The organism is Cognatilysobacter segetis (assembly GCF_004359965.1).
GTDB lineage: Bacteria > Pseudomonadota > Gammaproteobacteria > Xanthomonadales > Xanthomonadaceae > Cognatilysobacter > Cognatilysobacter segetis.
The window spans coordinates 1-25,988 of the sequence record NZ_SMRQ01000058.1; the positions used below are offsets into that span (position 1 = coordinate 1).

24 protein-coding genes are annotated in these 25,988 nt (G+C 69.7%); 18 read left to right on the forward strand and 6 right to left on the reverse strand.

Annotated features, from left to right (window positions below; genetic code table 11):
- A partial coding sequence (locus tag E4F61_RS11645) for an FKBP-type peptidyl-prolyl cis-trans isomerase N-terminal domain-containing protein (RefSeq protein WP_133479830.1) occupies nt 1-749 on the reverse strand: 749 nt, incomplete at its 3' end.
- Nucleotides 750-928: 179 nt separating this feature from the next.
- Here E4F61_RS11645 and E4F61_RS11650 point away from each other — a divergent pair.
- The 6 genes from E4F61_RS11650 (at nt 929) to E4F61_RS11675 (ending at nt 4,903) form a co-directional block, all read left to right on the forward strand.
- Complete coding sequence (locus E4F61_RS11650; protein WP_133479831.1) at nt 929-1,147, forward strand: hypothetical protein; 219 nt, start codon at nt 929-931, stop codon at nt 1,145-1,147.
- Nucleotides 1,148-1,150: 3 nt separating this feature from the next.
- On the forward strand, nt 1,151-1,522 hold the full coding sequence (locus tag E4F61_RS11655; RefSeq protein ID WP_133479832.1) for a GntR family transcriptional regulator: 372 nt from the start codon (nt 1,151-1,153) through the stop codon (nt 1,520-1,522).
- The gene (locus E4F61_RS11660; protein ID WP_133479833.1) at nt 1,519-2,406 is read left to right on the forward strand and encodes an ABC transporter ATP-binding protein; all 888 of its coding nucleotides are present in this window, start codon (nt 1,519-1,521) and stop codon (nt 2,404-2,406) included. Before E4F61_RS11655 ends, E4F61_RS11660 begins: the two co-directional genes overlap by 4 nt.
- Nucleotides 2,407-2,423: 17 nt before the next feature.
- Nucleotides 2,424-3,449 carry a hypothetical protein gene (locus E4F61_RS11665; protein WP_133479852.1) on the forward strand — a complete coding sequence of 342 codons (1,026 nt, stop codon included), beginning with the start codon at nt 2,424-2,426 and terminating at the stop codon, nt 3,447-3,449.
- Between the two features lie 143 nt (nt 3,450-3,592).
- A complete protein-coding gene (locus tag E4F61_RS11670) occupies nt 3,593-4,234 on the forward strand; it encodes a hypothetical protein (protein ID WP_133479834.1) in 642 nt (213 codons plus the stop codon).
- A 21-nt stretch (nt 4,235-4,255) separates the two neighbouring features.
- Complete coding sequence (locus tag E4F61_RS11675; protein ID WP_133479835.1) at nt 4,256-4,903, forward strand: DUF2884 family protein; 648 nt, start codon at nt 4,256-4,258, stop codon at nt 4,901-4,903.
- An 81-nt stretch (nt 4,904-4,984) separates the two neighbouring features.
- Here the strand turns inward: E4F61_RS11675 and E4F61_RS11680 are convergent, their stop codons facing one another.
- Complete coding sequence (locus E4F61_RS11680; RefSeq protein WP_133479836.1) at nt 4,985-6,394, reverse strand: class II fumarate hydratase; 1,410 nt, start codon at nt 6,392-6,394, stop codon at nt 4,985-4,987.
- Between the two features lie 89 nt (nt 6,395-6,483).
- Here E4F61_RS11680 and purB point away from each other — a divergent pair, with 89 nt between their 5' ends.
- The 11 genes from purB to E4F61_RS11735 all read left to right on the forward strand — a co-directional run bounded on the left by purB (nt 6,484) and on the right by E4F61_RS11735 (nt 19,552).
- Nucleotides 6,484-7,860 (forward strand): adenylosuccinate lyase, encoded by a 1,377-nt coding sequence (gene purB / locus E4F61_RS11685; protein ID WP_133479837.1) that lies wholly within the window; start codon nt 6,484-6,486, stop codon nt 7,858-7,860.
- A gap of 1 nt (nt 7,861) precedes the next feature.
- Complete coding sequence (bla, locus tag E4F61_RS11690; protein WP_162301482.1) at nt 7,862-8,749, forward strand: subclass B3 metallo-beta-lactamase; 888 nt, start codon at nt 7,862-7,864, stop codon at nt 8,747-8,749.
- Nucleotides 8,746-9,921, forward strand: a complete 1,176-nt coding sequence (locus E4F61_RS11695) for a cupin domain-containing protein (RefSeq protein ID WP_133479839.1) — start codon at nt 8,746-8,748, stop codon at nt 9,919-9,921. Before bla ends, E4F61_RS11695 begins: the two co-directional genes overlap by 4 nt.
- Nucleotides 9,918-10,817 (forward strand): GNAT family N-acetyltransferase, encoded by a 900-nt coding sequence (locus E4F61_RS11700; protein ID WP_133479840.1) that lies wholly within the window; start codon nt 9,918-9,920, stop codon nt 10,815-10,817. The genes E4F61_RS11695 and E4F61_RS11700 overlap by 4 nt, the downstream gene beginning before the upstream one ends.
- A gap of 155 nt (nt 10,818-10,972) precedes the next feature.
- Nucleotides 10,973-13,801, forward strand: coding sequence for a 2-oxoglutarate dehydrogenase E1 component (locus tag E4F61_RS11705; RefSeq protein WP_133479841.1), 2,829 nt, complete (start codon nt 10,973-10,975; stop codon nt 13,799-13,801).
- A gap of 58 nt (nt 13,802-13,859) precedes the next feature.
- On the forward strand, nt 13,860-15,098 hold the full coding sequence (gene sucB / locus E4F61_RS11710) for a dihydrolipoyllysine-residue succinyltransferase (RefSeq protein ID WP_133479842.1): 1,239 nt from the start codon (nt 13,860-13,862) through the stop codon (nt 15,096-15,098).
- Between the two features lie 60 nt (nt 15,099-15,158).
- Nucleotides 15,159-16,589 carry a dihydrolipoyl dehydrogenase gene (gene lpdA / locus E4F61_RS11715; RefSeq protein WP_133479843.1) on the forward strand — a complete coding sequence of 477 codons (1,431 nt, stop codon included), beginning with the start codon at nt 15,159-15,161 and terminating at the stop codon, nt 16,587-16,589.
- Nucleotides 16,590-16,661: 72 nt separating this feature from the next.
- Nucleotides 16,662-17,519, forward strand: coding sequence for a class I SAM-dependent methyltransferase (locus E4F61_RS11720; RefSeq protein ID WP_133479844.1), 858 nt, complete (start codon nt 16,662-16,664; stop codon nt 17,517-17,519).
- A gap of 8 nt (nt 17,520-17,527) precedes the next feature.
- Nucleotides 17,528-18,121 (forward strand): LOG family protein, encoded by a 594-nt coding sequence (locus tag E4F61_RS11725; RefSeq protein ID WP_133479853.1) that lies wholly within the window; start codon nt 17,528-17,530, stop codon nt 18,119-18,121.
- A 17-nt stretch (nt 18,122-18,138) separates the two neighbouring features.
- Nucleotides 18,139-19,128 (forward strand): YhdH/YhfP family quinone oxidoreductase, encoded by a 990-nt coding sequence (locus tag E4F61_RS11730; RefSeq protein WP_133479845.1) that lies wholly within the window; start codon nt 18,139-18,141, stop codon nt 19,126-19,128.
- Nucleotides 19,129-19,186: 58 nt separating this feature from the next.
- On the forward strand, nt 19,187-19,552 hold the full coding sequence (locus E4F61_RS11735; RefSeq protein ID WP_133479846.1) for a response regulator: 366 nt from the start codon (nt 19,187-19,189) through the stop codon (nt 19,550-19,552).
- Between the two features lie 72 nt (nt 19,553-19,624).
- Here E4F61_RS11735 and E4F61_RS11740 read toward each other — a convergent pair whose 3' ends face one another.
- Nucleotides 19,625-20,527 (reverse strand): DnaJ C-terminal domain-containing protein, encoded by a 903-nt coding sequence (locus E4F61_RS11740; RefSeq protein ID WP_133479847.1) that lies wholly within the window; start codon nt 20,525-20,527, stop codon nt 19,625-19,627.
- Between the two features lie 119 nt (nt 20,528-20,646).
- Nucleotides 20,647-21,141, reverse strand: coding sequence for an Hsp20/alpha crystallin family protein (locus E4F61_RS11745; protein ID WP_133479848.1), 495 nt, complete (start codon nt 21,139-21,141; stop codon nt 20,647-20,649).
- A gap of 135 nt (nt 21,142-21,276) precedes the next feature.
- On the opposite strand from E4F61_RS11745, the gene E4F61_RS11750 reads away from it, so the two are divergent.
- On the forward strand, nt 21,277-21,759 hold the full coding sequence (locus tag E4F61_RS11750) for a peroxiredoxin (RefSeq protein WP_133479849.1): 483 nt from the start codon (nt 21,277-21,279) through the stop codon (nt 21,757-21,759).
- A gap of 116 nt (nt 21,760-21,875) precedes the next feature.
- Here E4F61_RS11750 and gyrA read toward each other — a convergent pair whose 3' ends face one another.
- Both gyrA and mtnA read right to left on the reverse strand, forming a co-directional pair.
- The gene (gene gyrA / locus E4F61_RS11755; RefSeq protein WP_133479850.1) at nt 21,876-24,566 is read right to left on the reverse strand and encodes a DNA gyrase subunit A; all 2,691 of its coding nucleotides are present in this window, start codon (nt 24,564-24,566) and stop codon (nt 21,876-21,878) included.
- A 282-nt stretch (nt 24,567-24,848) separates the two neighbouring features.
- A complete protein-coding gene (gene mtnA, locus E4F61_RS11760; RefSeq protein ID WP_133479851.1) occupies nt 24,849-25,904 on the reverse strand; it encodes an S-methyl-5-thioribose-1-phosphate isomerase in 1,056 nt (351 codons plus the stop codon).
- Nucleotides 25,905-25,988: the final 84 nt, after the last annotated feature.

Sequence of the window (25,988 nt, forward strand, 5' to 3'; positions counted from 1 at the left end):
GTGCCGTCCAGCAGCGTGCCATGGTAGTTCACGCGGACGCGGTCCGTCGGCTTCGGGCGCGCGCCGGCGCCCTGCCGCAGGACCATGTACTGCAGGCCGGATGGCGTGGTGAACACGCCCTTCTTCGTCCTGTTCTCGGCGAGGAACCTCTCGCCGGCCGCCTTGTTCACGCCCGCCTGCGCGGCGCGCTGCGCCTCCACCTTCTGCTTCACCGACGTGGAGAACTCCGCGCGGACCGCATTGCGCGTCGCCTCGTCGAGCACGGCCTGCTGTCCGGCCAGCAGGCCGCTGAGCGCGCGGTACACGAGCGGCAGGTCGATTTCGTCGCGGATCGACGCCAGCCCCGGGCCGAGATCCATCGCCACGAGGCGACCGACTTCGGCCTTCGACACGGCCGGCGGCGCCTCCTTCGACTGGCCCTGGCGCGCGGCGATGCGCTTCATGAGCAGCTGGTTGATCTCGCCGGCGCGCTCGCGGGTCATCGCCGGCGGCTTGCCCGCGATCACGTCGGCCACGCCGGCCTGGAACGCACCCGCGTCGAAGTCCTGCGCGATCGGCTGAATCATCTGGGAGATATCGAAGCCGACCACGTAGCTGGCCTTCTGGCGGGTCGTGGCCAGCGAAGCGGCCGTGATCGGCGCGGCGGCCTGCGACGCGACCGGCGCGGGCCGGGACGCCGGAGGCGCGGCGACGGCGACGGCGGCCGTCGAGGCGAGCAGCACGGCGATCCCGCGTGCGGACAGTTTCATTCACGACTCCTGGGCGGCGCCGGTCGGCGCGAAGGGCCCGTATTGTCGCGGCGGCCCTGCCGGCGGGCAATCGCCGCCACGCCGGCCGTATGCCATCAGTTGGGGTAGCGGGGCTTGCACTCCGCCAAACTGGTGTTATAGTTGCCTACAACACCGGTCTACCAACGAGGATGTTTGCCATGACTCGCAAGCTCCGCAACAGCCTGAATGCCCTGGTGGTGACGGCGGCCCTGTGCGCGACCGGCGCCTTCGCCGCCGCCGCCCTGCCGTTCGCCGCCCCGGCCGGCCACACCGTCGCGAAGGTCGCGTCGGTCGTGGACGGCCATCGCAAGGGCCAACCCAACCGGCTTCGCCATGCACTGGCGATGCCCTACTTCTCCTTCGTCCCGAGGGGCTGACCCATGGCCGCCATCCAATGGAGCGACGGCGCTCCGATCTACCGCCAGTTGAAGGAGCGCGTCATCGCGATGATGCTCGACGGGCTCCTGAAGCCGGGCGATCCGCTGCCCTCCGTCCGGCAGGTCGCCGCGGAGTACCAGCTCAACCCCATCACCGTCTCGCGCGCCTACCAGGAGCTCGCGGACGAAGCACTGGTCGAAAAACGCCGAGGACTGGGCATGTACGTCACCGAAGAAGCCGCTAGGAAGTTGCTGGTCAGTGAACGCGACCGTTTCCTCACCGAGGAATGGCCGCAGGTGATGGAGCGGATCGCCCGCCTCGGGCTGAAGCTCGAGGAGCTTCTCGCCATCGGCCGCAAGGAGGGCATGCAATGAACGCCCAGCTCGCCCCGTCCAACTCCGCCCCGGTGGTCCGCGCCCGCGGCCTCCGCAAGGCCTACAAGAACAAGCTCGCGCTCGACGGCACGTCGTTCGAGATCCCGGCCGGCCGCATCGTCGGCCTGATCGGCCCCAACGGCGCCGGCAAGACCACCGCACTCAAGGCCATGCTCGGCCTGATCCCGTTCGACGGCGAACTCTCCGTGCTCGGACGCGATCCCCGCACCCAGCGCGACGAGCTGATGCAGGACGTCTGCTTCATCGCCGACGTCGCGGTGCTGCCGCGCTGGATCCGCGTCAAGGAAGCCATCGAGTTCGTCGCCGGCGTGCATCCGCGCTTCGACATGGCGCGCTGCGAGCGCTTCCTCGCCGGCACGCAGCTCAAGCCGAACCTGAAAGTTCGCGAGATGTCGAAGGGCATGATCGTGCAGCTGCACCTGGCGCTGGTGATGGCCATCGACGCCAAGCTGCTGGTGCTCGACGAGCCGACGCTCGGCCTCGACATCCTCTACCGCAAGCAGTTCTACCAGCGCCTGCTGGAGGACTACTTCGACGAGGAGAAGACGATCATCGTCACTACCCACCAGGTGGAAGAGATCGAGCACATCCTCACCGACGTGCTGTTCATCCGCGACGGCCACATCTCGCTGGACGCGCAGATGGAAACGCTGGGCGAGCGCTACATCGAAGTGCTCGTCGACGCCGCCCGCGTCGAGGAAGCGCGCTCGCTCAAGCCGGTGGACGAACGCGCACTGCCGTTCGGCAAGACCGTGATGCTGTTCGACGGCGTGCCGGCCGACCGCCTCGCGGTGCTGGGTGAAACCCGCACCCCCGGCCTCGCCGACCTGTTCGTCGCCACGATGAAGGGGACCTACGCATGAACGCGATGACTCAAACCATGCCCCGCGCCGCGGTCGCCGCGCCGCACGCCACCCACAAGTTCAAGCTGCTGCTCAAGCGCGAGTTCTGGGAGCACAAGGGCGGCTTCTTCTGGGCCCCGCTGATCGCCGGCGGCGTGTTCCTGCTGCTCACGCTGATGGGCATGATCACGACGGAGATCGTCGGTCGCCGCGCCGCCGCCCAGCACGTCGACATCAATGGCGCCCACGTGCAGATCGGCGGGCTGAACCTGTCGATGCTCACGCAGCACCTCAAGCCGGAGGACATCCGCCAGCTCGGCGGCGCCATCGACATGAGCCTGCTGATGGCCGGCGGCATCCCGTTCCTGGTGCTCGGCTTCGTGGTGTTCTTCTACGCGCTCGGCAGCCTCTACGACGACCGCAAGGACCGCAGCGTGCTGTTCTGGAAGTCCATGCCGCTCTCGGATACGCAGACCGTGCTGTCGAAGGTCGCGAGTGCGACGCTGGTGGCGCCGGCGCTCGCCGCCGCCGCCGGGCTCATCACGATGGTCGGGCTGATGCTGCTGCTCACGCTGTTCGTGCTGCTGCACGGCGGCAACCCGATGACCCTGCTCTGGGGTCCGTCGAGCCCGCTCTCGGTGGTCGCCACGTTCATCGCGGGCATCCCGGTCTACGCGGCCTGGGCGCTGCCGACCGTCGGCTGGCTGATGCTCTGCTCCGCCTGGGCACGCAGCAAGCCCTTCCTCTGGGCGGTGGTGATCCCGGTGTTCGTGGGCGTGTTCATCAGCTGGTTCGACCTGCTGCAGTTCTTCAACCTCGACACCGCCTGGTACTGGAAGAACATCTTCCTGCGCTCGATCGGTAGCGCGTTCCCGGCGACCTGGCTGAGCGTGTCCGACCTGGCCCCGATGCACGTGAACGGTCCCGAGGACATCGCCGGTTTCTCCAGCCTGCGCACGATGTACTCGCTCTTCGGCACCGCGCAGCTGTGGGTCGGCGTGCTCGCCGGCGCCGCGATGATCGCCGCCGCGATCCGCCTGCGCCGCTGGCGGGACGAGGGCTGATCCCGGGACTCTCCATGCGAATGCCCGGCGCACCGCGCCGGGCCGTTGGAAACGCCCCGTCGATCCCGCACCACGCCGTCGATTCGACGCCTCACGATCCGCGCCGCGCCCCACCCCGATCACCGCCATCCCGGATAAACGCCATGAACCGCATGTTCACCGCCGTCCTGGTCGCCGCCCTGCTGCCGCTCGCATCGCAAGCCGCTACGCGATCGGGCGTCGGGCCGGAGCTCGACGAAGCGCGCCGCGAAGTGCGCGCCGAGCTCGCCCAGGAACGCCTCCGCCTCGAACGCGAGAACCTCGCGCTCGGCGACACGCTCCACTTCGGTCGACACGAGCGTTCCGACGCCGCGAAGACGCGCAGCACGCCCAAGGGTGAGATCACTCCCGCCGGCGACCTGCTGATCGACGGCAAGCCCGTCGCCGTGGACGCCGGCCAGCGCCGCCAGCTGCTCGATTACCGCACGCAGGTGATCGAACTGGCGCGCTCCGGGATCGACGCGGGGGAGAAGGCCGCCATGCTCGCGATCGAGGCCACCGACGTCTCGCTCTTCCAGCTCGTCGTCGGCGGACTCACGGGCAGCCTCGAGCGCCGCGTCGAAGCCACCGTGCAGCGCGAGCTGCAGCCGGCCGTGCTGCAGATCTGCCGGCGACTGCCCGAGCTGCGCGCCTCGCAGCAGTCCCTGGCAGCCCGCGTTCCCGCCTTCCGCCCCTACGCGACCCTGCAGGCCGACGATGTCGCCGACTGCGAGTCCGACGTGCGCCGCGACCTCGCGTCGCGCTGACCTTTCCGGAGACCTACCGCGATGAACACCGCCCGCACCCTTCTGCTCGCTGCCGCCGTCGTCTCCCTCGCCGCCTGCCAGGCCCGGACGCCGGAACCCGCGACTCAGGCAAGTACACCTACCGGCTCCGCCGACCGCGGCACGATCGCCAAGGCGATGGACGAGGCCGCCCGCAAGCTGGCCACCGAGAACATCACGATCCGGTCGGAAGACGGCGAAGCCCACAAGGCCGAGATCACGCCGACCGGTGACCTGATCATCGACGGCAAGACGGTCGCCATCGACGAATCGCAGCGCCGGCTGCTGCTGGATTACCGCGCCCGCGTGAGCGACATCGCGCAGGCTGGGATGGCGGTCGGCGCGCAGGGCGCCGAGCTTGCCGGCAAGGCGGTGACAGAAGCGCTGGGCAGCCTCTTCAGCGGCAACCCTGACGATGTCGGCAAGCGCGTCGAAGCGCAGGCCGAGGGCATCAAGCGCGCGGCGCGTGGCCTCTGCGACCGCGTCCCCGCGCTGTACGAATCGCAGCGGAAGGTCGCCGCGGCGATCCCCGAGTTCGCGCCCTTCGCGAAGACCGAGCGGCCCGACGTCGAGGACTGCCGCCGCGACCTCGACACGCACGAGGGCGCGACGCCTTCGGCAACGCCGTCACCGTCCGCGCCGAACGCCTGACCGGCCCGGCGCGACATTCGGGCACGCCGTTCTCCCCGACGGCGTGCCGGTTTTCTTTTCAGCGCGCTTCGAATCGCGCCCTCAGCCGCCGCCCGACATGCCTTCGCGGATGCCGCCGAGGGTGAGCGAGGCCGGATCCAGCAGCCGGCGCAACTCGTCGCGCGACCGGCCGGTGGCCTCCGCCGCGACGTCGAGCACGGGCCGCCCTTCCTTGTAGGCCTGCTTGGCGATCGCCGCCGCCTTCTCGTATCCGATGACCGGATTGAGCGCTGTCACCAGGATCGGGTTGCGATCGAGCGCCTCGCGCACACGCGCCTGGCGCACCTGCAGGCCCGCGATCGCGCGGTCGGCCAGCAGCCGGCTCACGTTCGACAGCAGCGCGATCGAATCCAGCAGGTCGTAGGCGATCAGCGGCAGCATCACGTTGAGCTGGAAGTTGCCGCTCTGCCCGGCGACGGTGATCGCCGCGTGGTGCCCGATGACCTGCGCGCAGACCATCGCCACCGCCTCGGGAATCACCGGGTTGACCTTGCCCGGCATGATGGAACTGCCCGGCTGCAGCGCCGGCAGCTCGATCTCGCCGAGCCCGGCGAGCGGGCCGGAGTTCATCCAGCGCAGGTCGTTCGCGATCTTCATCAGCGCGACGGCGAGCGCGTTGAGCTGGCCCGACAGTTCCACCGCGTCGTCCTGCGACGCGATGCCTTCGAAGCGGTCGGCCGCCGGCTCGAACCGGACGCCCGCGCGACGGGACACGGCCTTCGCCATGAGTTCACCGAAGCGAGGATCCGCGTTGATGCCCGTACCGACCGCGGTGCCGCCGATCGGCAGCCGGCGCAGGCGCACGAGCGCGTCCTCGATGCGCATGCGCGCCGAATCCAGCTGCGACGCCCACGCCCCGAACTCCTGCCCGAACGTCACCGGCATCGCGTCCATCAGGTGCGTGCGGCCGGTCTTCGTGACTTTCGCGAGTGACTTGCCCTTGCGACGGATGGTCGCTTCCAGATGCTTCAGCGCCGGCAGCAGGTCGCGCGCGCAGGCCACGCTGGCCGATACGCGGATCGCGGTCGGGATCACGTCGTTCGAGCTCTGGCCGAGGTTGACGTGGTCGTTCGGGTGGACCCGCCGCCGCGACGTCGACGCGACGTGCGCGATCACCTCGTTGGCGTTCATGTTGCTCGACGTGCCCGAGCCGGTCTGGAACACGTCGATCGGGAAATGCGCGTCGAACTCGCCATCGGCGACGCGCTGCGCAGCCTCGGCGATCGCCGCCGAAACCGCGCCGTCCAGCAGCTTCAGACGGCCGTTGACGTCGGCCGCGGACGCCTTGATCACGCCCAGCGCCTCGATGAAGCCGCGCGGCATGCGCTGGCCGGAGATCGGGAAGTTCTCGACGGCCCGCTGGGTCTGCGCGCCCCAGAGCGCGTCGGCGGGCACGCGGAGCTCGCCCATGCTGTCGTGTTCGATACGGACGCTCGCGTCGGGCCGGGCCATCGTCGTCTCCAGTGGATCGCGCGAGCGTACGCCGCGGCGCGTCAAAGGCGGGAGGGTAAAATCGCCGCTCCCTCCCCGCGCGGCCCGCCATGTCCCCGTCCGTCGAAACCTCGCTCCTCGCCCTCTCGCCGCTCGATGGCCGCTATGCGGGCAAGGTGGACGCCCTGCGACCGGTGTTCTCGGAGTTCGGCCTGATCCGCGCACGCGTGAAGGTCGAGGTCGAGTGGCTGATCGCCCTGGCGGCCGACCCCGCGATCGTCGAGCTGCCCGCGTTCTCCGAGGCGTCCATCACGCGCCTGCGGGCCTTCGCCGACGGGCTGAGCGTCGCCGATGCGGCGCGCGTCAAGGAGATCGAACGCACCACCAACCACGACGTCAAGGCCGTGGAATACCTCATCAAGGAGCGCCTGCAGGGCGACGACGAGCTCGCGCAGGCGCTGGAGTTCGTGCATTTCGCCTGCACCTCCGAGGACATCAACAACCTCAGCTACGCGCTGATGCTGCGCGAGGCCCGCGATGCGGTGATGGCCCCGCGCCTGCGCGAGCTGATCGCCCGCCTGCGCGACATGGCGCATGCCCATGCGGAGCTGCCGATGCTGTCGCGCACCCACGGGCAGACGGCGTCGCCGACCACGGTCGGCAAGGAGATCGCGAACGTGGTCGCGCGACTCGAGCGCCAGCGCGGCGTGCTGGAAGCCCTGCCGATGCCCGGCAAGATCAACGGTGCGGTGGGCAACTACAACGCGCACGTCGCGTCCTACCCGGACGTCGACTGGCCGGGCTTTTCCGAGCGCTTCGTGCGTTCGCTGGGCCTGGACTGGCAGCCGTACACCACCCAGATCGAGCCGCACGACGGCATCGCGGAGATCAGCGATGCGATGAAGCGCATCGGCACGATCTGCATCGACCTCTGCCGCGACGTCTGGGGCTACATCTCGCTCGGCTACTTCCGCCAGGCGGTGAAGGCCGGTGAAGTCGGCAGCTCGACGATGCCGCACAAGGTCAATCCGATCGACTTCGAGAACGCCGAAGGCAACTTCGGCATCGCCAACGCGCTGTTCGAGCACTTCGCCGCGAAGCTGCCGATCAGCCGCTGGCAGCGCGACCTCACCGATTCGACGGTGCTGCGCGCGCTCGGCACGGCATTCGGCCACGCGCTGATCGGCTTCGACGCGCTGATGCGCGGGCTCGGCAAGCTCAGCGCGAACCCCGACCGCCTCGCCGCCGACCTCGACGCGGCGTGGGAGGTTCTCGCGGAAGCGGTGCAGACGGTGATGCGGCGCTACGGGCTGCCGCAGCCGTACGAGCAGCTGAAGGCGCTCACCCGCGGACAGGGCATCACGGAAGCATCGATGCGCGCCTTCATCGCCGGCCTCGACCTCCCGGCGGACGCCAAGCAGCAGCTCGTCGACATGACGCCGGCGACGTACATCGGCCGTGCCGCCCACCTCGCGCGGTCGGTCTGACGTGCGGCGCCTGCTGGGGCTGCTCGTCCTGTTCGCCTCGTCGGTCGCGCCGGCGCTGTCGACGGCCGCGCCGCCGCGCCCGAACCGGTGCGCCGAGGATGCCGGCTGGAACGATCCCGCCGTTCCGCGCCGCGTCTACGGCAATACGTGGTACGTCGGCACCTGCGGGATCACCGCGCTGCTGCTGACATCCCCGAAGGGCCACGTGCTGGTCGACGCGGGCACGACGGAGGCCGCGCCGCAGGTCGAGGCCAACATCCGGCGGCTGGGCTTCCGCGTCGAGGACATCCGCGCGATCGTCGGCTCGCACGCCCATGCCGACCACGCCGGCGGGCTCGCGCGACTGCAGCGGGCGTCGGGAGCGCCGGTGTACGCCCTGCCGGACGCCGCGCCCGTGCTGACCACGGGACGCGCCGGGCGCAGCGACCCGCAGTTCGGCGTTCTCGAACCGTTCCCCGCGGTCGCGCGCGTCACGCCGATCAACGCCGGCGGCCACGTCCGCGTCGCCCAGCACGACCTGACGGCGCACGCCACGCCGGGCCATACGCCGGGCGGCGCGAGCTGGACCTGGCGCGAGTGCGAGTCCGACCGCTGCGTCGACATCGCCTACGTCGACAGCCTCACCGCGATCGCCGACGACACCTACCGGTATTCGGACGACGCGTCCCACCCGGGTGCGCTCGCCGCGTTCCGCGCGACCCTGGCCGCGGTCGCCGCCCTGCCCTGTGACGTGCTGGTGACGCCGCATCCCTCCGCCAGCGGGCTCTGGGCGCGCCTGCCGCCCGGGCGCACCGCGCCCCTCGTCGACGCCGGTGCATGCCGCGCTTACGCCGACACGGCGAGACTGCGCCTCGACGATCGCCTCGCGAAAGAAGCGTCCACGCCATGATCGAGATCGACGCCCGCCGCAAGACGCCGCTCGGAATGACGCCCGCGCGCTTCCTGCGCGAGTTCTGGCAGAAGAAGCCGCTGCTGATCCGCAACGCCTTCCCCGGGTTCGTCACGCCGATCGAACCCGAGGATCTCGCCGGGCTCGCCTGCGAGGAGTTCGCGCTCTCGCGGATCATCGAGCACGACCGCGCGAACGATCGCTGGACGCTGCGCACCGGCCCATTCGCCGAGGCCGACTTCCCGGGCATGCCCGACCACGACTGGACGCTGCTGGTGCAGGACGTCGACAAGTGGGATGCCGACGTCGCGGCGGTGATCGGCGCGTTCGACTTCCTGCCGCGCTGGCGCATCGACGACGTCATGATCTCGTTCGCGGCGCCCGGCGGCTCGGTCGGCCCGCACGTCGACCAGTACGACGTCTTCCTGCTGCAGGCGAAGGGCCACCGCCGCTGGCAGATCGACGCATCGCAGGCTCCTCCGCTCGATTTCCGCGGCGACGCCGACATCAAGCTGCTGCGCGAATTCGACGCGACGCATGACTGGGTGCTCGCGCCGGGCGACATGCTGTACCTGCCGCCGGGCGTGCCGCACAACGGCGTCGCGGAAGACGCGTGCCTCACGTTCTCGCTGGGCATGCGGGCGCCGTCCGCCGCCGAGTTGCTCGGCGACTTCGTCGACACGCTGGCCGCCGAGGCCGACGAAGCGGTCCGGTACCGCGATCCGGACCTCGCGCCCGCCAAGGATCCGATGGAGATCGACGACGCGGCGATGGTCCGCGTGGTCGAGGCGCTCAATGCGCTGCGCATGAACGATCCGGTGCGCCTGGCCGACTGGTTCGGCCGCTTCATCACGTCCTACCGCAGCGCCGGCATCGTGGCCGCACCCGGCGAGGGCATGGACCGAGCAGCGATCGACGCGGGCCTCGCGGCGGGCGGCGTCCTGCAGCGCAACCCGTTCTCGCGCGTCGCCTGGCGCAAGGTCGGCCGGACCGCGTTCCTGTTCGTGGCCGGTCAGTCATGGCGTCTGCCGGTCGCCGACGCGCGCACCCTCGCAGCCGCGGTGCAGGTCGACGTCGGCACCTATGCGCGCCTCGGCGAGGCGGGTCGCGCCGCGTTCGCCGAGCTGGTGGCCAGCGGCCACTACCAGCCACTGGGAGACGAAGAGGAATGAGCGCGCCCTTCCGGGTCGACGGGGTGGACTTCGCGGACGCGCTGCCCGCGCTGCGAGCGGTCCGCGACGTCGTCTTCGTGCAGGAACAGCGGGTTCCGGTCGAGATCGAGCGCGACGCGCTGGACCCCGCGTGCGTGCACGTACTCGCGCAGGACGCCGAGGGCCGTCCGATCGGTACGGGGCGGCTCGCGCCCTCCGGCAAGATCGGCCGCATGGCGGTGCTCGACGCGTGGCGCGGACGCGGCGTAGGGCGGGCGCTGCTCCGGCGCCTCCTCGACGAGGCCCGCGCGCGCGGGCTGGCGGAGGCGCATCTGCACGCGCAGGTCGATGCCGAGCGCTTCTACGCCATCGACGGCTTCCTGCCCGTCGGCGAGCGGTTCGAGGAGGCGGGCATCCAGCACCAGGCCATGCGCCGCCTGCTCGGGCACCCGGCCGCGGTCGAGACCGCCGCGCAGGCCGCGGCCGCCGTGGTCGGCATCGCCGCCCATGCGCGACGCACGCTGATGATCTACAGCCGGGAGATGGACCCCGGGCTGCTCGACCAGCCGGACGTGCTGGCCGCCCTGCGTCGGCTGGGGACGCGCGGCGTGGAAACCCGCCTGCTGCTGCAGGACATCGAGACGCCGCAGCGCGCGCACGCGCCGCTGATTCCCCTGGTGCAGCGGTTGCCGTCGGCGTTCGCGGTGCGCGTCATCGAGGAGCCGGTCGACCGCACCTACCCGTCGGCGTTCGTCGCGAGCGACACGGGCGGCTGGTACTTCCGGCCGCTGGGCCACCGGCCGGACGGCGAGACCCAGCTCGACGGCCCGGCGCGCGTTCGCCAGCTGCGCACGGTGTTCGACGCGGCGTGGGAACGTGCCCGTCCCGCCAGCGAATTGCGCGCGCTGGGCATCTAATCGGCGACGGATCGACGGAGATCCGGCCGCGCGCCGCCGTCCTCCCGCTATAATTCGGCTTCTTTGACGCCCGTTCGCCGTACCGGCCCGCGCGATCGACCGCGCAGGCCTCCGGACGTCCCCCGACTCTCCCAACGAGTATCCCGACCGTCATCGTGGACAGCCTCCTCAAGCAGTTTGCCCAGTCCTCCCAGCTCGGCGCGAATGCCGCCTTCGTCGAGGATCTGTACGAGCAGTACCTGGTCGCGCCGGACAGCGTCGACCCGAAATGGAAGGCGTACTTCGATGGCGTGAAGGACGGCTCGACGGTCGAAGTCCCGCATTCGGCGGTCATCGAGTCCATCGCCGAGGCGGGCCGGCAGGCCGCTCGCGGCGCGGTGTGCGGTGGTACCGAGGCCGGCGACGAGCGCCAGCGCGCGGTCGGCAAGCTGATCATCGCCTACCGCTCGCGCGGCCACCTCGCCGCCAGCCTCGACCCGCTCGGCCTCGAGAAGATGCCGCCGGCACCGGACCTCGAGCTCGCCTACCACGGCCTCTCCGAGCGCGACCTCGACGTCGAGTTCAGCACCGGCGGCGTGGGCGGCAGGGACCGCATGAAGCTGCGCGATCTCGTCGCGCTGCTGAAGGCGACCTACGCCGGCACCGTCGGCGCCGAGTTCATGCACATCGCCGAGGTCGAGCAGCGCCGCTGGATCTACGAGCGCCTGGAAAAGGCGGGCGGCCGCTACGCGCGTAGCGCGGACGACCGCAAGCGCGTGCTGGAGCGGCTCACCGCGGCGGACGGCCTGGAGCGCTACCTCGGCACCAAGTACGTCGGCCAGAAGCGCTTCTCGCTGGAAGGCGGCGATTCGCTGATCCCGCTGCTGGACGACATGATCCGCCGCGCCGGCTCGCAGGGCGCCAAGGAAGTCGTGATGGGCATGGCCCACCGCGGCCGCCTCAACGTGCTGGTCAACACGCTCGGCAAGCCGCCGCGCGACCTGTTCAACGAGTTCGAAGGCAAGTTCGAGCACGTGCACAGCGACCTCGCCCACCAGGGCGACGTGAAGTACCACATGGGCTTCTCGGCGGATGTCGCCACGCCCGGCGGCCCGGTGCACCTCGCGCTCGCGTTCAACCCGTCGCACCTCGAGATCGTCGACCCCGTCGTTGCCGGCAGCGCGCGCTCCCGCCAGACGCGGCGTGGCGACCAGGGCCGCCACCAGGTCCTGCCGGTGCTGATGCACGGCGACGCGGCGTTCGCGGGCCAGGGCGTGGTGATGGAGCTGTTCCAGATGTCGCAGGCGCGCGGCTTCGCGGTCGGCGGCACGGTCCACATCGTCATCAACAACCAGGTCGGCTTCACGACCAGCGAGCGCCAGGACGCGCGTTCGACGCTGTACTGCACCGACGTCTCGAAGATGGTCGGCGCGCCGGTGCTGCACGTGAACGGGGACGACCCGGACGCGGTGCTGTTCTGCGGCGAGCTCGCGCTCGACTTCCGCAACACCTTCGGCAAGGACGTGGTGATTGACCTCGTCTGCTACCGCCGCCACGGCCACAACGAGGCCGACGAGCCGGCCGCGACGCAGCCGCTGATGTACCAGGTCATCCGCAAGCACCCGACGCCGCGCGAGATCTACGCCCAGCGGCTCGTCGCCGACGGCGTGATCACCGAGGGCGAAGCCCAGGCGATCGCCGATGCCTACCGCGCGCGTCTCGATGCGGGCGAGGTCACGGCGGAAGTCGTGGAGGTGACGGGTGACGAGTTCACGCCCGACTGGTCGCGCGTCCTCACCGGCAAGGTCCGGGATCCGGTCGACACCACGTTCGACCGCGCCAAGCTCGTCGGGTTGGCGACGACCATCAACAACGTGCCGGAGCGGATCAAGCTGCATCCGCGCGTCGCCAAGATCTACGAGGACCGTCGCAAGATGACGGCCGGCGAGCTGGCGGGCGACTGGGGCTTCGCCGAGAACCTCGCGTACGCGACGTTGCTCAGCGAGGGCTACAAGCTTCGCCTGGTCGGCCAGGACTGCGGTCGCGGCACGTTCTTCCACCGCCACGCGATCCTGCACGAGCAGACCACGGACGAGTACTACCTGCCGCTGCGCGAGCTGGTCGGCAATCCGAACGACGTCGCGATCATCGACTCCCTGCTCAGCGAGGAAGCGGTGATGGCATTCGAGTACGGCTACTCGACCGCCGATCCCATGACGCTCGACATCTGGGAAGGCCAGTTCGGCGACTTCGCCAACGGCGCGCAGGTGGTGATTGACCAGTTCCTGTCGTCCGGCGAAGCCAAGTGGGGCCGCCTGTGCGGTCTCGCGCTGTTCCTGCCGCACGGCTACGAGGGCCAGGGCCCCGAGCACAGCTCGGCCCGCCTCGAGCGGTACCTGCAGCTCTGCGCGCTGGACAACATGATCGTCTGCACGCCGACCACCCCGGCGCAGGCGTACCACATGATCCGCCGCCAGATGCTGATGCCCACGCGCAAGCCGCTGGTGGTGATGACGCCGAAGTCGCTGCTGCGCCACAAGCTGGCGGTGTCGTCGCTCGACGACCTCGCCGGCGGCGGCTTCCAGACGCTCATCCCCGATAACACCAGCACGCCGAAGAAGGCCAAGCGCGTCGTGCTCTGCGGCGGCAAGGTCTACTACGACCTGCTCGAGGACGCGCAGAAGCGCGGCGCCGACGACGTGGCGATCCTGCGCATCGAACAGCTCTATCCGTTCCCGCGCGCCGCGCTGAAGGCCGAGCTCGCGAAGTATTCGGCCAAGGACGTGGTCTGGTGCCAGGAAGAGCCGCAGAACCAGGGCGCCTGGTTCCAGATCCGCCATCACCTCGTCGCCTGCTTGGGCACGAAGCAGGCCCTGCACTACGCCGGCCGCCTTCGCTCGCCGTCGCCGGCGGCCGGCCACTTCGCCGACCACGTGCGCGAGCAGCAGCAGCTGATCGCCGACGCGCTGGTCAATCCGCTCAATGGCGAGGCCTGCGAGGAGTGATCCTCGCGGGCCCGCCCGCCCCCATCGCCGCACCCAATTTCCTCAAGGACGCTTCCCCATGAGCACCGAAATCAAGGTTCCCGTGCTGCCCGAGTCGGTCTCCGACGCCACCATCGCCACCTGGCACAAGAACCCGGGCGACGCGGTCAAGCGCGACGAGAACCTCGTCGACCTCGAGACCGACAAGGTCGTGCTGGAGGTGCCCTCGCCCGTCGACGGCGTGCTCAAGGAGATCAAGTTCGAGACCGGCGCGACGGTCAACAGCGAGCAGGTGATCGCCATCGTCGAGGCCGGCGCCACCGCGTCGGCACCACCGCCGACCGCCACGCCCGCCCAGGCCGCCGACGCGAAGAACGACGCCGCCACGACCAACGAAGCGCAGCCGATCGTGCCGAAGTCCGCGCCGCAGCAGCCGGCTCCGGGCGCGACGGCGAGCGCCGCCAACGCCCAGTTGCCGCCGGGCGCACGCTTCGCCGCGGAGACGTCCGGCGTGAATGCCGGCGACGTCGCGGGCACCGGCCGCCGCGGCGCGGTGACCAAGGAAGACATCGTCAACTATGCGAAGGCGGGCGGCGCTGCAGGCGGCGCGCAGGGCGCGCGTCCGGAAGAGCGCGTGCCGATGACGCGCATGCGCGCACGCATCGCCGAGCGCCTGATGCAGTCGAAGAACTCCATCGCGATGCTGACCTCGTTCAACGAGGTCAACCTCGCCAAGGTCATGGCGATGCGTTCGGAACTGCAGGACGACTTCGTCAAGGCCAACGGGATCAAGCTCGGCTTCATGAGCTTCTTCGCGAAGGCCGCGGCGAACGCGCTGCAGCGCCATCCGATCATCAACGCCTCGGTCGACGGCAACGACGTGATCTATCACGGCTACGCCGACATCTCGATCGCGGTGTCGACCGACAAGGGCCTGGTGACGCCCGTGCTGCGCAACGTCGAGCGCATGTCGTTCGCCGACATCGAGAAGGGCATCGCCGACTACGCCAAGAAGGCGCGCGACGGCAAGCTCGGCCTCGACGACCTGCAGGGCGGCACGTTCACGATCACCAACGGCGGTACCTTCGGCTCGCTGATGTCGACGCCGATCGTCAATCCGCCGCAGAGTGCGATCCTCGGCATGCACGCCATCAAGGAGCGCGCGATCGTCGAGAACGGCCAGGTCGTCGCCGCGCCGATGATGTACATCGCGCTGTCCTACGACCACCGCATCATCGACGGCAAGGACGCGGTGCTGTTCCTCGTCGACATCAAGAACCAGCTCGAGAACCCGCACCGCATGCTGCTGGGCATGTAATGCCCGACGGCCCCGCCCTCGCGCGGGGCCTTTGCATTAGGCGAACAAGGAATATCTGAGATGAGCGAACAGCAGCAATTCGACGTCGTCGTCATCGGCGGCGGCCCGGCCGGCTACCACGCCGCCATCCGCGCGGCGCAGCTCGGCCTCAAGACCGCGTGCATCGACGCCGCGCTCGGCAAGGACGGCAAGCCGGCCCTCGGCGGCACCTGCCTGCGCGTGGGCTGCATCCCGTCCAAGGCGATGCTCGACTCGTCGCGCCAGTTCTGGAACATGCACCACATCTTCGCCGACCACGGCATCGCCTTCGACAATGCGAAGATCGACGTCGCGACGATGGTGGGCCGCAAGGACAAGATCGTGAAGCAGTTCACGGGCGGCATCGCGGCGCTGTTCAAGGCGAACAAGGTCGCGGCGTTCTACGGCTTCGGCCAGCTGCAGCCGGGCAACGTCGTCAGCGTGAAGCAGCACGACGGCACGACGGTCGAGCTCAAGGGCACGAACGTCATCATCGCGGCGGGTTCGGATTCGATCGAGCTGCCGTTCGCGAAGTTCGGCGAGCACATCGTCGACAACGTCGGCGCGCTCGACTTCACCGAAGTGCCCGGGCACCTCGGCGTCATCGGCGCCGGCGTGATCGGCCTCGAGCTCGGCAGCGTGTGGAACCGCCTCGGTGCGCAGGTGACGATCCTGGAAGGCATGCCGACGTTCCTGTCGGCCGCCGATGGCGAGGTCTCGAAGGTCGCCGCACGCGAGTTCAAGAAGCAAGGCCTCGACATCCGCCTGGGCTGCAAGGTCTCGAACACCGAGGTCAAGGCGGACGGCGTGCATGTCGCCTACACGGACGACAAGGGCGCCGCGCAGGAGATCGTCGTCGACAAGCTGCTGGTGGCCGTGGGCCGCCGCGCCGCGACGAAGGGTCTGCTCGCGGACGGCACCGGCGTGCAGATCAACGAGCGCGGCCAGATCGTGGTCGACGAGCACTGCCACACCGGCGTCGACGGCGTCTGGGCGGTCGGCGACTGCGTGCGCGGCCCGATGCTCGCCCACAAGGGCTTCGAGGAAGGCATCGCGGTGGCCGAGCTGATCGCGGGCCTGCCGGGCCACGTGAACTTCGACACGATTCCGTGGGTGATCTACACCGAGCCGGAGATCGCGTGGGTCGGCAAGACCGAGGAGCAGCTCAAGGCCGAGGGCATTCCGTACAAGGCCGGCAGCTTCCCGTTCGCGGCCGTCGGTCGCGCCGTCGCCATGGCCGAGCCGGCGGGCTTCGTGAAGGTGCTCGCGCATGCCGAGACCGACACGGTGCTCGGCCTGCACCTGGTCGGCGCGAACGTGTCCGAGCTCGTGCACGAGGGCGTGCTGACCATGGAGTTCAAGGGCTCTGCGGACGACCTCGCCCGCATCTGCCACGCGCACCCGTCGCTGTCGGAAGCCGTGCACGACGCCGCGATGGCCGTCCACAAGCGCGCCATCCACAAGGCGAACTGATCGCCCCACGCGTCAAACGCGAGGCCGCCGTCATCCTGCGATGATGGCGGCCTCGTCGTTTCGGAAGCCGACATGACCGACGCCACGCCCGTCCGCAACGTCTCCGACACCGCCCGCTGGGTGGCGATCTACCGCGCGATGGAAAGCGAGCGGCCGGACGCCATCTTCCGCGATCCGTTTGCGCGGCGGCTCGGCGGGGAGCGCGGCGAAGCGATCGTGCGCGCCATGCCGCGCGGGCGTTCCATGGCCTGGCCGATGATCGTGCGCACCGCGGTGATGGACGAGATCGTCCTGCGATGCGTGCGCGAAGGCGCGCGAACCGTCCTCAACCTGGCCGCCGGACTGGACGCGCGCCCTTACCGTCTCGAGCTTCCCGCCGACCTTCGCTGGATGCACGTCGACCTTCCCGACATGCTCGGCTACTTCCGCGAGCAGATGGCCGGCGAAACCCCGCGATGCCACCTGGAGTTCCACGCCGCCGACCTGCGCGACGCCGCGACCCGACGTGAATTGTTCGCCGACGCCGCCCGCGCGGGGCCGGTGCTCGTGATCACCGAAGGCCTGTTGATCTACCTCGACGCCGAAGACGTGGCCGGCCTCGCACGCGACCTGCACGACGTGGCACACGCCCGCTGGTGGTTGACCGACCTCGCCTCCCCACTGCTGCTCGAGCGCTTCACCCGTCACCTCGACAGCAACCTCGCCGCCGGCAACGCACCCTTCCGCTTCGCCCCGGCCGACGGCACCGCGTTCTTCGCGCCGATGGGCTGGCGCGAGCGCGAATTCCGTTCGACCTGGGACGAATCGCTGCGCATCAAGCGGTCGGTGCCCGCCGCCCCGTTCTGGCAGCTGCGGTCCCGCCTCACCCCCCGCCGCCATGCCGCCGTGCGGCGCATGTCGGGCATCGTGCTGTTGGAGAACACCGACTGATGCGTCAACTGCGTACCGTCTGCGTCTATTGCGGCTCCAATGCCGGCAATCGCCCCGTCTATGCCGAACGCGCGGCCGCGCTCGGCACGTTGCTCGCACGCGAAGGGATCGCGGTGGTCTACGGCGGCGGCAACGTCGGCCTGATGGGCATCGTTGCCGACGCCGCGCTCGCCGCCGGCGGCGAGGTGATCGGCGTGATACCGGAGCAGCTGGTGAACTGGGAAGTCGCGCATCGCGGGCTGACGAAACTGGAAGTGGTCGCCGACATGCACTCGCGCAAGATGCGCATGTTCGACCTGTCCGATGCGTTCGTCGCCTTGCCCGGCGGCTTCGGCACGCTCGACGAGATGTTCGAGATGCTGACGTGGCGCCAGCTCGGACTGGGCGATCGCCCCTGTGCCTTCCTCGACGTGGAAGGTTTCTGGACCCCGCTGATGGCGATGCTCGATCGGATGGTCGGCGAGCGTTTCCTGCACCCCGAGCAGCGCACCGACCTGTGGCACGGCGACGACGCGCAGGCGATGCTGGCCTGGATGCGCAACTACCGTCCGGGCCAGTCCGACAAGTGGATGGACGAGAAGCGCCGGCGCGAAATGCGCTGAGCGCGATGGAGACGACCATGATCCCGAGCACCTTCCGCGCATTCCGCGTCCATGGCGGCGATGAAAGCCATCGCAGCGGCCTCGAGCAGGTCGCCATCGACGACCTATCGCCCGGCGAAGTCGTCATCCGCAGCGCGTACTCGTCCGTCAACTACAAAGACGCGCTCGCCGGCACCGGACGCGGCCGCATCCTGCGACGGTTCCCGCTCGTCGGCGGCATCGACGTCGCCGGCTACGTCGTGCAAAGCCGCGACCCCCGCTATCGCGAGGGCGACGCCGTGCTGGTCACGGGCAGCGGCCTCTCCGAAACGCGCGACGGCGGCTATTCGGAATTCGCGCGGCTCGAAGCGGACTGGGTCATCCCGCTGCCGGCTGGCCTGGACGTCCGCGAGGCGATGGTGATCGGTACCGCCGGGTTCACCGCCGCGCTCGCGCTGTACCGGATGCTCGAGAACGGCCAGTCGCCCGCGCATGGGCCGCTCGCCGTCACCGGCGCCACCGGCGGTGTCGGATCGCTCGCGGTCGACATCTTCACCCGCGCCGGTTTCGAGGTTCACGCGATCAGCGGAAAGGCGGCCCAGGCCGCGTACCTGCGGTCGCTCGGCGCGGTCGACGTGCTCGGCCGCGACGCCCTCGCGACGACGCGACCGTTGGAAAGCGCGCGCTTCGGCGGCGGCCTCGACAACGTGGGCGGAGCGATGCTGGCGAGCCTGCTCGCGCAGACCGCGCCCTACGGCAACGTCGCGTCGGCGGGCCTCGCGGCTTCGCCCGAGCTGCCGACGACGGTCATGCCCTTCATCATCCGGGGCGTGTCGTTGCTGGGCGTAGCCACCGCGGGCACCGCGCGCGCCATCCGCGAACGGGTGTGGGCGCACCTGGCCACCGACTGGAAGCCGGCGCACCTCGACCGCATCCTGACCCGCGAAGTCACGCTCGACGACCTCCCCACCGTGTTCGACGGCATGCTCGCCGGCGGCTCGCTGGGCCGCGCGCTGGTCCGCCTCTGAAGCTTGCCGAACCGGCCGCGTGCCCCGTTAGAATCGCTGCAATTCCCGAGAACCCGCCATGGCCCGAATCCTGATCGTCGACGACTCGCCCTCCCAGCTGATGGGCATCCGACGCCTCGTCGAGAAGCTCGGCCACGAGGCGGTGACCGCGGAGGACGGTGCCGCGGGCGTCGAGGCCGCGAAGCGCGAGCTGCCCGACCTCATCCTCATGGACGTGGTGATGCCGAACCTCAACGGCTTCCAGGCGACGCGCGCGATCTCGCGCGAGCCCACGACCAAGCACATCCCGATCGTGCTGGTGACCACGAAGGACCAGGACACCGATCGCGTCTGGGGCATGCGCCAGGGCGCCAAGGCCTACATCACCAAGCCGTTCAACGACAACGACCTGGCCGAGGTGATCGGTCAACTGATGCCGGGCTGATCCGCGCCCACCGTGACGAACGAAAGGCCGCGCACCGCGCGGCCTTTTTCGTGGCGGCCGCGGCGTCCGTCGTCAGGTGCGCGAGCCGGCGAACGCGTCGCGCAGCGTCTCGTAGGCCTGGATCTGGCCGACCGACTGCGGTCGCGGTGCGGTCACCTCGACTTCCACGATCTGGTCGCCGGAAGGCTCGCCGGGCAGCCCCCGGCCGCGAAGCCGCAGCTTGCGGCCGGCGTCGGAGTTGGGCGGAATCTTCAGTTCGACCGCACCACCGAGCGTCGGCACGCTGATCGTCGCACCGAGCGCTGCCTCCCACGGCGCGACCTGCACGACATAGAGGATGTTGCGGCCGTCGACCTCGAACTGCGGATGCGCGGCATATTCGACCTCCAGCAACAGGTCGCCGCCATTGCTGCCCTGCCCGGCCAGCCGGATCACCTGCCCCTCGCGGACGCCTTTGGGAACGCGCACGTCGAGCGTGCGGCCACCCACGCCGATGCGCACGGTGCGACCTTCGTACACCGACTCGAGCGGCACCGCGAGCTTCGCTCGCGTATCGCTGCGGGGTGCAGGGCCGCGCCCCATGCCGGGCCCGGCGCCTGGTCGTGGCCCGCCGCGACGCTGCTGGCCGAACAGGCTCTCGAAGAAGTCGCTGAAGCCGCCGGCCGCGCCACCGCCGGCGAAGATCTCCTCGAAGTCCACGCCGCCGCCGAAGCCGCCGAAGTCCTGCGGCCCCGGCTGGACGTCGTCGCCGGGCCGGTAGCCGCGCGAACGCAACTGGTCGTAGGCCTGGCGCTTGGCCGGGTCGCGCAGCGCTTCGTACGCTTCGTTGACCGCCTTGAAGCGGTCCTCGGCGTCCTTCTCCTTGCTGACGTCGGGGTGGTACTTGCGCGCCAGCCGGCGGTACGCGGTCTTGATCTCCGCCTCGCCTGCCGTCGGCTCGACGCCGAGGATTTCGTAGTAATCCTTGAACTGCATGCGTCGCTCCGTCGCTGGAAAAGAAAGCGGCCCGCGGCGATGCCGGCGGGCCGTCAGTGTAGTTTCACCGCGTGGACGGCGGTGTGCGCGGACGGCCTTCGCCCGCGCACGGAATCCCCTCACTGCCGCGTGGCGTCGCCCGTCGGCGCCTCGCGGCCGTTGGCGCCCACCTGGATGCGGCGGGGCGTGGTTTCCGGACGCTTCGGGATGCTGATCTCCAGCACGCCATCGCGCCCATCCGCGGTGATGCGATCCGGATCGGCACTGTCGGGCAGCGCGAAACGCCGGTGGAAGGAGCCGTAGCGTCGCTCGACCCGCGAGTACCGGCTCGACTGGGCGTCGATCGTGCTGCGGCGCTCGCCGCGGATCGACAGGATGCCCTTGTCCATCAGGACTTCGACGTCGGCCGGATCCACGCCTGGCAGGTCGGCGAGGATCACGAAGCGGCCGGGCTCTTCGACGATGTCGACGCGCGGCACCCATTGGCTGGTAACCACCGACGAATCGTCGGTCGCGTTCTCGCCGAGGTTGAAGAAGCGCTCCAAGAGCTGCTTGAACTCGTCCTGCGCAGGGGACTGCGCGCCGCGCTGCGGCGGGTATTGCATCAGGCTCATGCGTGCCTCCTGGTCGGTCTGCGGCTGTGCCGCCCTGTCGCACCAGTTATTGGCGGCCCCCCGGTTTTCAAGACGGCGTTCCGTGCACGGGGCCGCCGCGTACACTGGATTCAGACATCAGACAGGAGTTCGACCATGGTCCAGCCCGGTGAGCGCATCCCCGAGGTCGTCGTGCAGCAGATCACGCCCAAGGGCATCGAGAAGACCGACACGCTGTCGCTGTTCGGCACCGGCCGCACGGTCCTGTTCGCCGTGCCGGGTGCATTCACCCCGACCTGCTCGGAACGGCACCTGCCCGGCTTCGTCGAACATTTCGACGAGTTCCGGCGCCGCGGCTACGACGTGGCGTGCATGGCGGTGAACGATCCTTTCGTGATGCAGGCCTGGATGACGAGTTCGGGCGTGCCCGACGGCATGCGCATGGTCGCGGACGGCAATGCCGAGCTCACGCGCGCCCTGGGCCTTGACCTGGATGCGTCGGCCTACGGCATGGGCATCCGTTCCAAGCGTTTCGCGATGCTCATCGAGGACGGGGTGGTCTCGCAGCTGTTCGTCGAGGCGCCGGGCGAGTTCCGCGTGTCGACCGCCGAGCACATGCTGCAGGCGGTCGGCGGCTGATCCGGCGGCGCCGTTGCAGGTCGCTCGACCGGCACCGGCACGACGCGCTCCCAGCGGCAACGCTGCTCCGCCCAAAAGAAAACGCCGCCCAAGGCGGCGTTTCGTCGGCGATCCGGTCAGGCCGGGTCGTCCACGACCGGTTCGATGGCGTCCGGGTCATGCCCGGCGACATTCAGCACGTCGCGATCGATGCCTGCATCTTCGCTGTCGACCGGCACGACCGGCCCGCTCAGCATCTCGTCCTCGTCCTCGATGGACACGTCGATGCGCTCGATCGCCTGCAGCGATTCGTCCTGGCCGAGGCGGATCAGCGTGACGCCCTGCGTGTTACGGCTCACCTGCGAGATCTCCGAGGCACGCGTGCGCACCAGCGTGCCGCGATCCGAAATCAGCAGCACCTCGTGGTGGTCGCTGAGCTGGATCGCACCCACCAATGCGCCATTGCGCTCGGTGGTCTTGAGCGCGATCACGCCCTGGATGCCGCGGCCCTTGCACGGATACTCCTCGAGCGGCGTGCGCTTGCCGTAGCCGCGCTCGGAGGCGGTGAGGATGTCGCCGTCGCCGTCGACGACGATCAGGCTGACCACCTTTGCGCCATCGGCCTCGCCCTCGCCCTCGGCCAGTCGCATGCCGCGCACGCCGGCCGCCGTACGGCCCATCGGGCGCACCTCGGATTCCGAGAAGCGCACGGCCTTGCCGTTGCTCGCGAACAGCATCACGTCGCGCTCGCCGTCGGTCAGCTCGACGTTGACCAGCGCATCGCCGTCGTCGAGCGAGATCGCGATCTTGCCGCGCTGCAGGCGGAACGCGAACTCCGTGAGCGGCGTCTTCTTGACCGTGCCGTTGCGCGTGGCGAAGAACACGTACTTGCCTTCGGTGTACTCACGCACCGGCACCACGGCCTGCACCTGCTCGCCGGCTTCCAGCGGAATCCAGTTGATGATCGGACGGCCGCGCGAGGTCGCGCCCGCTTCGGGCAGCTGGTGCACCGGCAGCCAGAACACGCGGCCGGTGCTGGTGAACGTCAGCAGCGTGTCGTGCGTGTTGACCAGCCAGAGGTTGTCGATGAAGTCCTCGTCCTTGGTCTTCGCCGCATTGCGGCCGCGGCCGCCGCGCTTCTGCGCGCGGTACGCCGCCACCGGCTGGCGCTTGGCGTAGCCGGCGTGCGACAGCGTGACCACCACGTCTTCCGGCGCGATGAGGTCGAGGATGTCGAGATCCTCCTCGCTCGCGCGGATCTCGCTGCGGCGCGCATCACCGAATTCTTCCTTCAGGTTGCGCAGTTCGGTGCGGATGACCTCGCGCAGCACGTCCGGGTTGACGAGGATTTCGATCAGGCCGCGGATCGTCTCCAGCAGCGCGCGGTACTCGTCGGTCAGCTTCTCCTGCTCGAGGCCGGTCAGGCGGTGCAGGCGCATCTCGAGGATCTGCTGCGCCTGCGTCTCGGTGAGCTGGTAGCGCTGCGTGCCGTTCTCGTCGATGAGGCCGACGCCGTTGGGCAGGTCGTCCGGGCGCGATGCGTCGGCACCCGCCGACGCGAGCAGCGCGCTGACCAGGCCCGGCTCCCAGGTGCGGGCGAGCATGCGCTCGCGCGCCTCGACCGGGTTCGCCGACGTCTTGATCAGGTCGATCATCTCGTCGATGTTCGCGAGCGCGACCGTCAGGCCTTCCAAGATGTGCGCACGCGCGCGCGCCTTGCGCAGGTCGAAGATCGTGCGGCGGGTCACCACCTCGCGGCGGTGGCGCACGAAGGCCTCGATGATCTCCTTGAGGTTCAGGATGCGCGGACGGCCATCGAGCAGCGCCACCATGTTGATGCCGAACACCGACTCCATCTGCGTCTGCTGATAGAGGTTGTTGAGCACCACATCGGCCGACTCGCCGCGCTTGACCTCGATGTAGATGCGCATGCCGTCCTTGTCGGACTCGTCGCGCAGCTCCGAGATGCCCTCGAGGCGCTTCTCCTTCACCAGCTCGGCGATCTTCTCGATCAGCCGCGCCTTGTTCACCTGGTACGGGATCTCGGTGACGATGATGGCCTCGCGGCCGTTGTCCATCGTCTCGATCTCGGCGCGCGCGCGCATGCGCACGCGGCCACGGCCGGTGCGATATGCAGCGACGATACCCGCCGTGCCGTTGATGATGCCCGCGGTCGGGAAGTCCGGACCCGGGATGAACTCCATCAGGCCGTCGACGTCGATTTCGGGGTTGTCGATCAGCGCGATGGTCGCGTCGACGACTTCGTTGAGGTTGTGCGGCGGGATGTTCGTCGCCATGCCGACCGCGATGCCGGCCGAGCCGTTGACCAGCAGGTTCGGCACCCGCGTCGGCATGACGGTGGGCTCGAGTTCCTTCTCGTCGTAGTTCGGCTGGAAGTCGACGGTTTCCTTGTCGATGTCCGCCATCAGCTCGTGCGCGATGCGCGACATGCGCGCCTCGGTGTAGCGCATGGCCGCGGCGGAGTCGCCGTCGATCGAGCCGAAGTTGCCCTGCCCGTCCACCAGCATGTAGCGCAGCGAGAACGGCTGCGCCATGCGCACCAGCGTGTCGTACACCGCCGTGTCGCCGTGCGGGTGGTACTTACCGATGACGTCGCCGACGATTCGCGCCGACTTATAGTAAGGACGGTTGCTGTGCGCGCCGAGCTCGTTCATCGCGAAGAGCACGCGTCGATGCACCGGCTTGAGGCCGTCGCGGACGTCCGGGAGCGCACGGCCCACGATCACGCTCATCGCGTAATCGAGGTAGCTGCGGCGCATCTCGTCTTCGAGGTTGACCGGGATGATTTCGCGGGCGAGTTCCGTCATCGGGATTCCGTCTGGGCGGTGGGCACGCCGCTCCGGGCGACGGTTCGACGGCGGCGTTTTCGCCGGTCGAGCCGCGTCATCGGAAGGCGGTCCTGAAGAGCCGGAATTGTATCACGACAGAGGTCCGCAGACACGGGTTTTCCAGACGGAAAACAAGGACTTACGCGTGGAACACGGGGCGATTCAGACGGGTCGCACGCGCTGCGACGAAGCGGCGCTCGCAGGCCCCGCCCGCGGCACCCGAACACGCTGTCCGGAACGTGGCCGGCAGCGCGTGATGCGTCAGGCGAAGGCCGCCCGCATGGCCGCCTCGTCCGGGTGTTCGATCACCCCGCGCTCGGTGACGATCACGTCGATCAGCCCGTGCGGCGTGACGTCGAACACCGGGTTCCAGGCCTCGATGTCGTTGGCGGCCGTGCGCACGCCGCCGAGGTGGAACATCTCGGTGGCCTCGCGTTCCTCGATGTGGATCGCATCGCCGCTGGGCGTTTCCAGATCCACGGTGGACGACGGCGCCGCGACCATGAACTTCACGCCGTGGTGCCGGGCCGCGATCGCGAGCTGGTAGGTGCCGATCTTGTTCGCCGTATCGCCGTTCGCGCAGATGCGGTCGGCGCCGACGATGACCCACTGCACGGCGCCGGTGCGCATCAGGTGCGCGGCCGCGGAATCGGCGATGAGCGTGGGGACGATGCCGTCCTGCTGCAGCTCCCAGACCGTCAGGCGCGCGCCCTGCAGCCATGGCCGCGTCTCGCCCGCGTAGACCTTGTCGATGCGCCCCTGCGCGACACCGGCGCGGATCACGCCGAGCGCGGTGCCGAAGCCGGCCGTCGCGAGCGAACCGGTATTGCAGTGCGTCAGCACCCGGCTTCCCGGTTCGATCATCGCGGCGCCGAGCGCGCCCATGCGGCGATTGGCGGCGAGGTCCTCGGTGGCAATGGCATTCGCCTCGCGGTCGAGCGCGACGCGCCAGGCGTCGCCGGCGTCAAGCAGCGCGCGGCGCATGCGCGCCAGCGCCCAGGCCAGATTCACCGCGGTGGGACGCGCGGCATTCAGCGTGGCGAGCGCGGGTTCGAGACGCTCGAGGGCCTCCCGGCCGTTCGATGCCTCGACGTCGCGCGCCGCCAGCACCGCGCCCCACGCGGCGGCGATGCCGATCGCGGGCGCGCCGCGCACGGTGAGGTTGGCGATGGCCTCGGCGACCGCGCGGACGTCGCCGCAATGCACGTACTCCACCGCGAACGGCAGCTTGCGCTGGTCGAGAAGTTCGAGGGCGTCGCCTGTCCAGCGGATCGGACGGACGCGGTCGTAGCGGTCGAAATCGAAGTCGGCTTCCATGCCGTCATTCTACGGGCGGCGCGATGCGCTGCCGGTGCACGTCACCAGCGGCTGTCCGCCCAGGGGCCGCCGGTTTCGAACTCG

What these genes read in the sequence shown, in the direction of transcription:
- purB (WP_133479837.1), top strand. Translation starts at nt 6,484, where the DNA reads ATGTCCCCGTCCGTCGAAACCTCGCTCCTCGCCCTCTCGCCGCTCGAT.
- E4F61_RS11700 (WP_133479840.1), top strand. Translation starts at nt 9,918, where the DNA reads ATGAGCGCGCCCTTCCGGGTCGACGGGGTGGACTTCGCGGACGCGCTG.
- E4F61_RS11650 (WP_133479831.1), top strand. Translation starts at nt 929, where the DNA reads ATGACTCGCAAGCTCCGCAACAGCCTGAATGCCCTGGTGGTGACGGCG.
- E4F61_RS11720 (WP_133479844.1), top strand. Translation starts at nt 16,662, where the DNA reads ATGACCGACGCCACGCCCGTCCGCAACGTCTCCGACACCGCCCGCTGG.
- E4F61_RS11735 (WP_133479846.1), top strand. Translation starts at nt 19,187, where the DNA reads ATGGCCCGAATCCTGATCGTCGACGACTCGCCCTCCCAGCTGATGGGC.
- E4F61_RS11680 (WP_133479836.1), bottom strand. Translation starts at nt 6,394, where the DNA reads ATGGCCCGGCCCGACGCGAGCGTCCGTATCGAACACGACAGCATGGGC.
- E4F61_RS11665 (WP_133479852.1), top strand. Translation starts at nt 2,424, where the DNA reads ATGCCCCGCGCCGCGGTCGCCGCGCCGCACGCCACCCACAAGTTCAAG.
- mtnA (WP_133479851.1), bottom strand. Translation starts at nt 25,904, where the DNA reads ATGGAAGCCGACTTCGATTTCGACCGCTACGACCGCGTCCGTCCGATC.
- E4F61_RS11740 (WP_133479847.1), bottom strand. Translation starts at nt 20,527, where the DNA reads ATGCAGTTCAAGGATTACTACGAAATCCTCGGCGTCGAGCCGACGGCA.
- lpdA (WP_133479843.1), top strand. Translation starts at nt 15,159, where the DNA reads ATGAGCGAACAGCAGCAATTCGACGTCGTCGTCATCGGCGGCGGCCCG.
- E4F61_RS11660 (WP_133479833.1), top strand. Translation starts at nt 1,519, where the DNA reads ATGAACGCCCAGCTCGCCCCGTCCAACTCCGCCCCGGTGGTCCGCGCC.
- gyrA (WP_133479850.1), bottom strand. Translation starts at nt 24,566, where the DNA reads ATGACGGAACTCGCCCGCGAAATCATCCCGGTCAACCTCGAAGACGAG.
- E4F61_RS11655 (WP_133479832.1), top strand. Translation starts at nt 1,151, where the DNA reads ATGGCCGCCATCCAATGGAGCGACGGCGCTCCGATCTACCGCCAGTTG.
- E4F61_RS11745 (WP_133479848.1), bottom strand. Translation starts at nt 21,141, where the DNA reads ATGAGCCTGATGCAATACCCGCCGCAGCGCGGCGCGCAGTCCCCTGCG.
- E4F61_RS11730 (WP_133479845.1), top strand. Translation starts at nt 18,139, where the DNA reads ATGATCCCGAGCACCTTCCGCGCATTCCGCGTCCATGGCGGCGATGAA.
- E4F61_RS11750 (WP_133479849.1), top strand. Translation starts at nt 21,277, where the DNA reads ATGGTCCAGCCCGGTGAGCGCATCCCCGAGGTCGTCGTGCAGCAGATC.
- E4F61_RS11670 (WP_133479834.1), top strand. Translation starts at nt 3,593, where the DNA reads ATGAACCGCATGTTCACCGCCGTCCTGGTCGCCGCCCTGCTGCCGCTC.
- E4F61_RS11675 (WP_133479835.1), top strand. Translation starts at nt 4,256, where the DNA reads ATGAACACCGCCCGCACCCTTCTGCTCGCTGCCGCCGTCGTCTCCCTC.
- E4F61_RS11695 (WP_133479839.1), top strand. Translation starts at nt 8,746, where the DNA reads ATGATCGAGATCGACGCCCGCCGCAAGACGCCGCTCGGAATGACGCCC.
- sucB (WP_133479842.1), top strand. Translation starts at nt 13,860, where the DNA reads ATGAGCACCGAAATCAAGGTTCCCGTGCTGCCCGAGTCGGTCTCCGAC.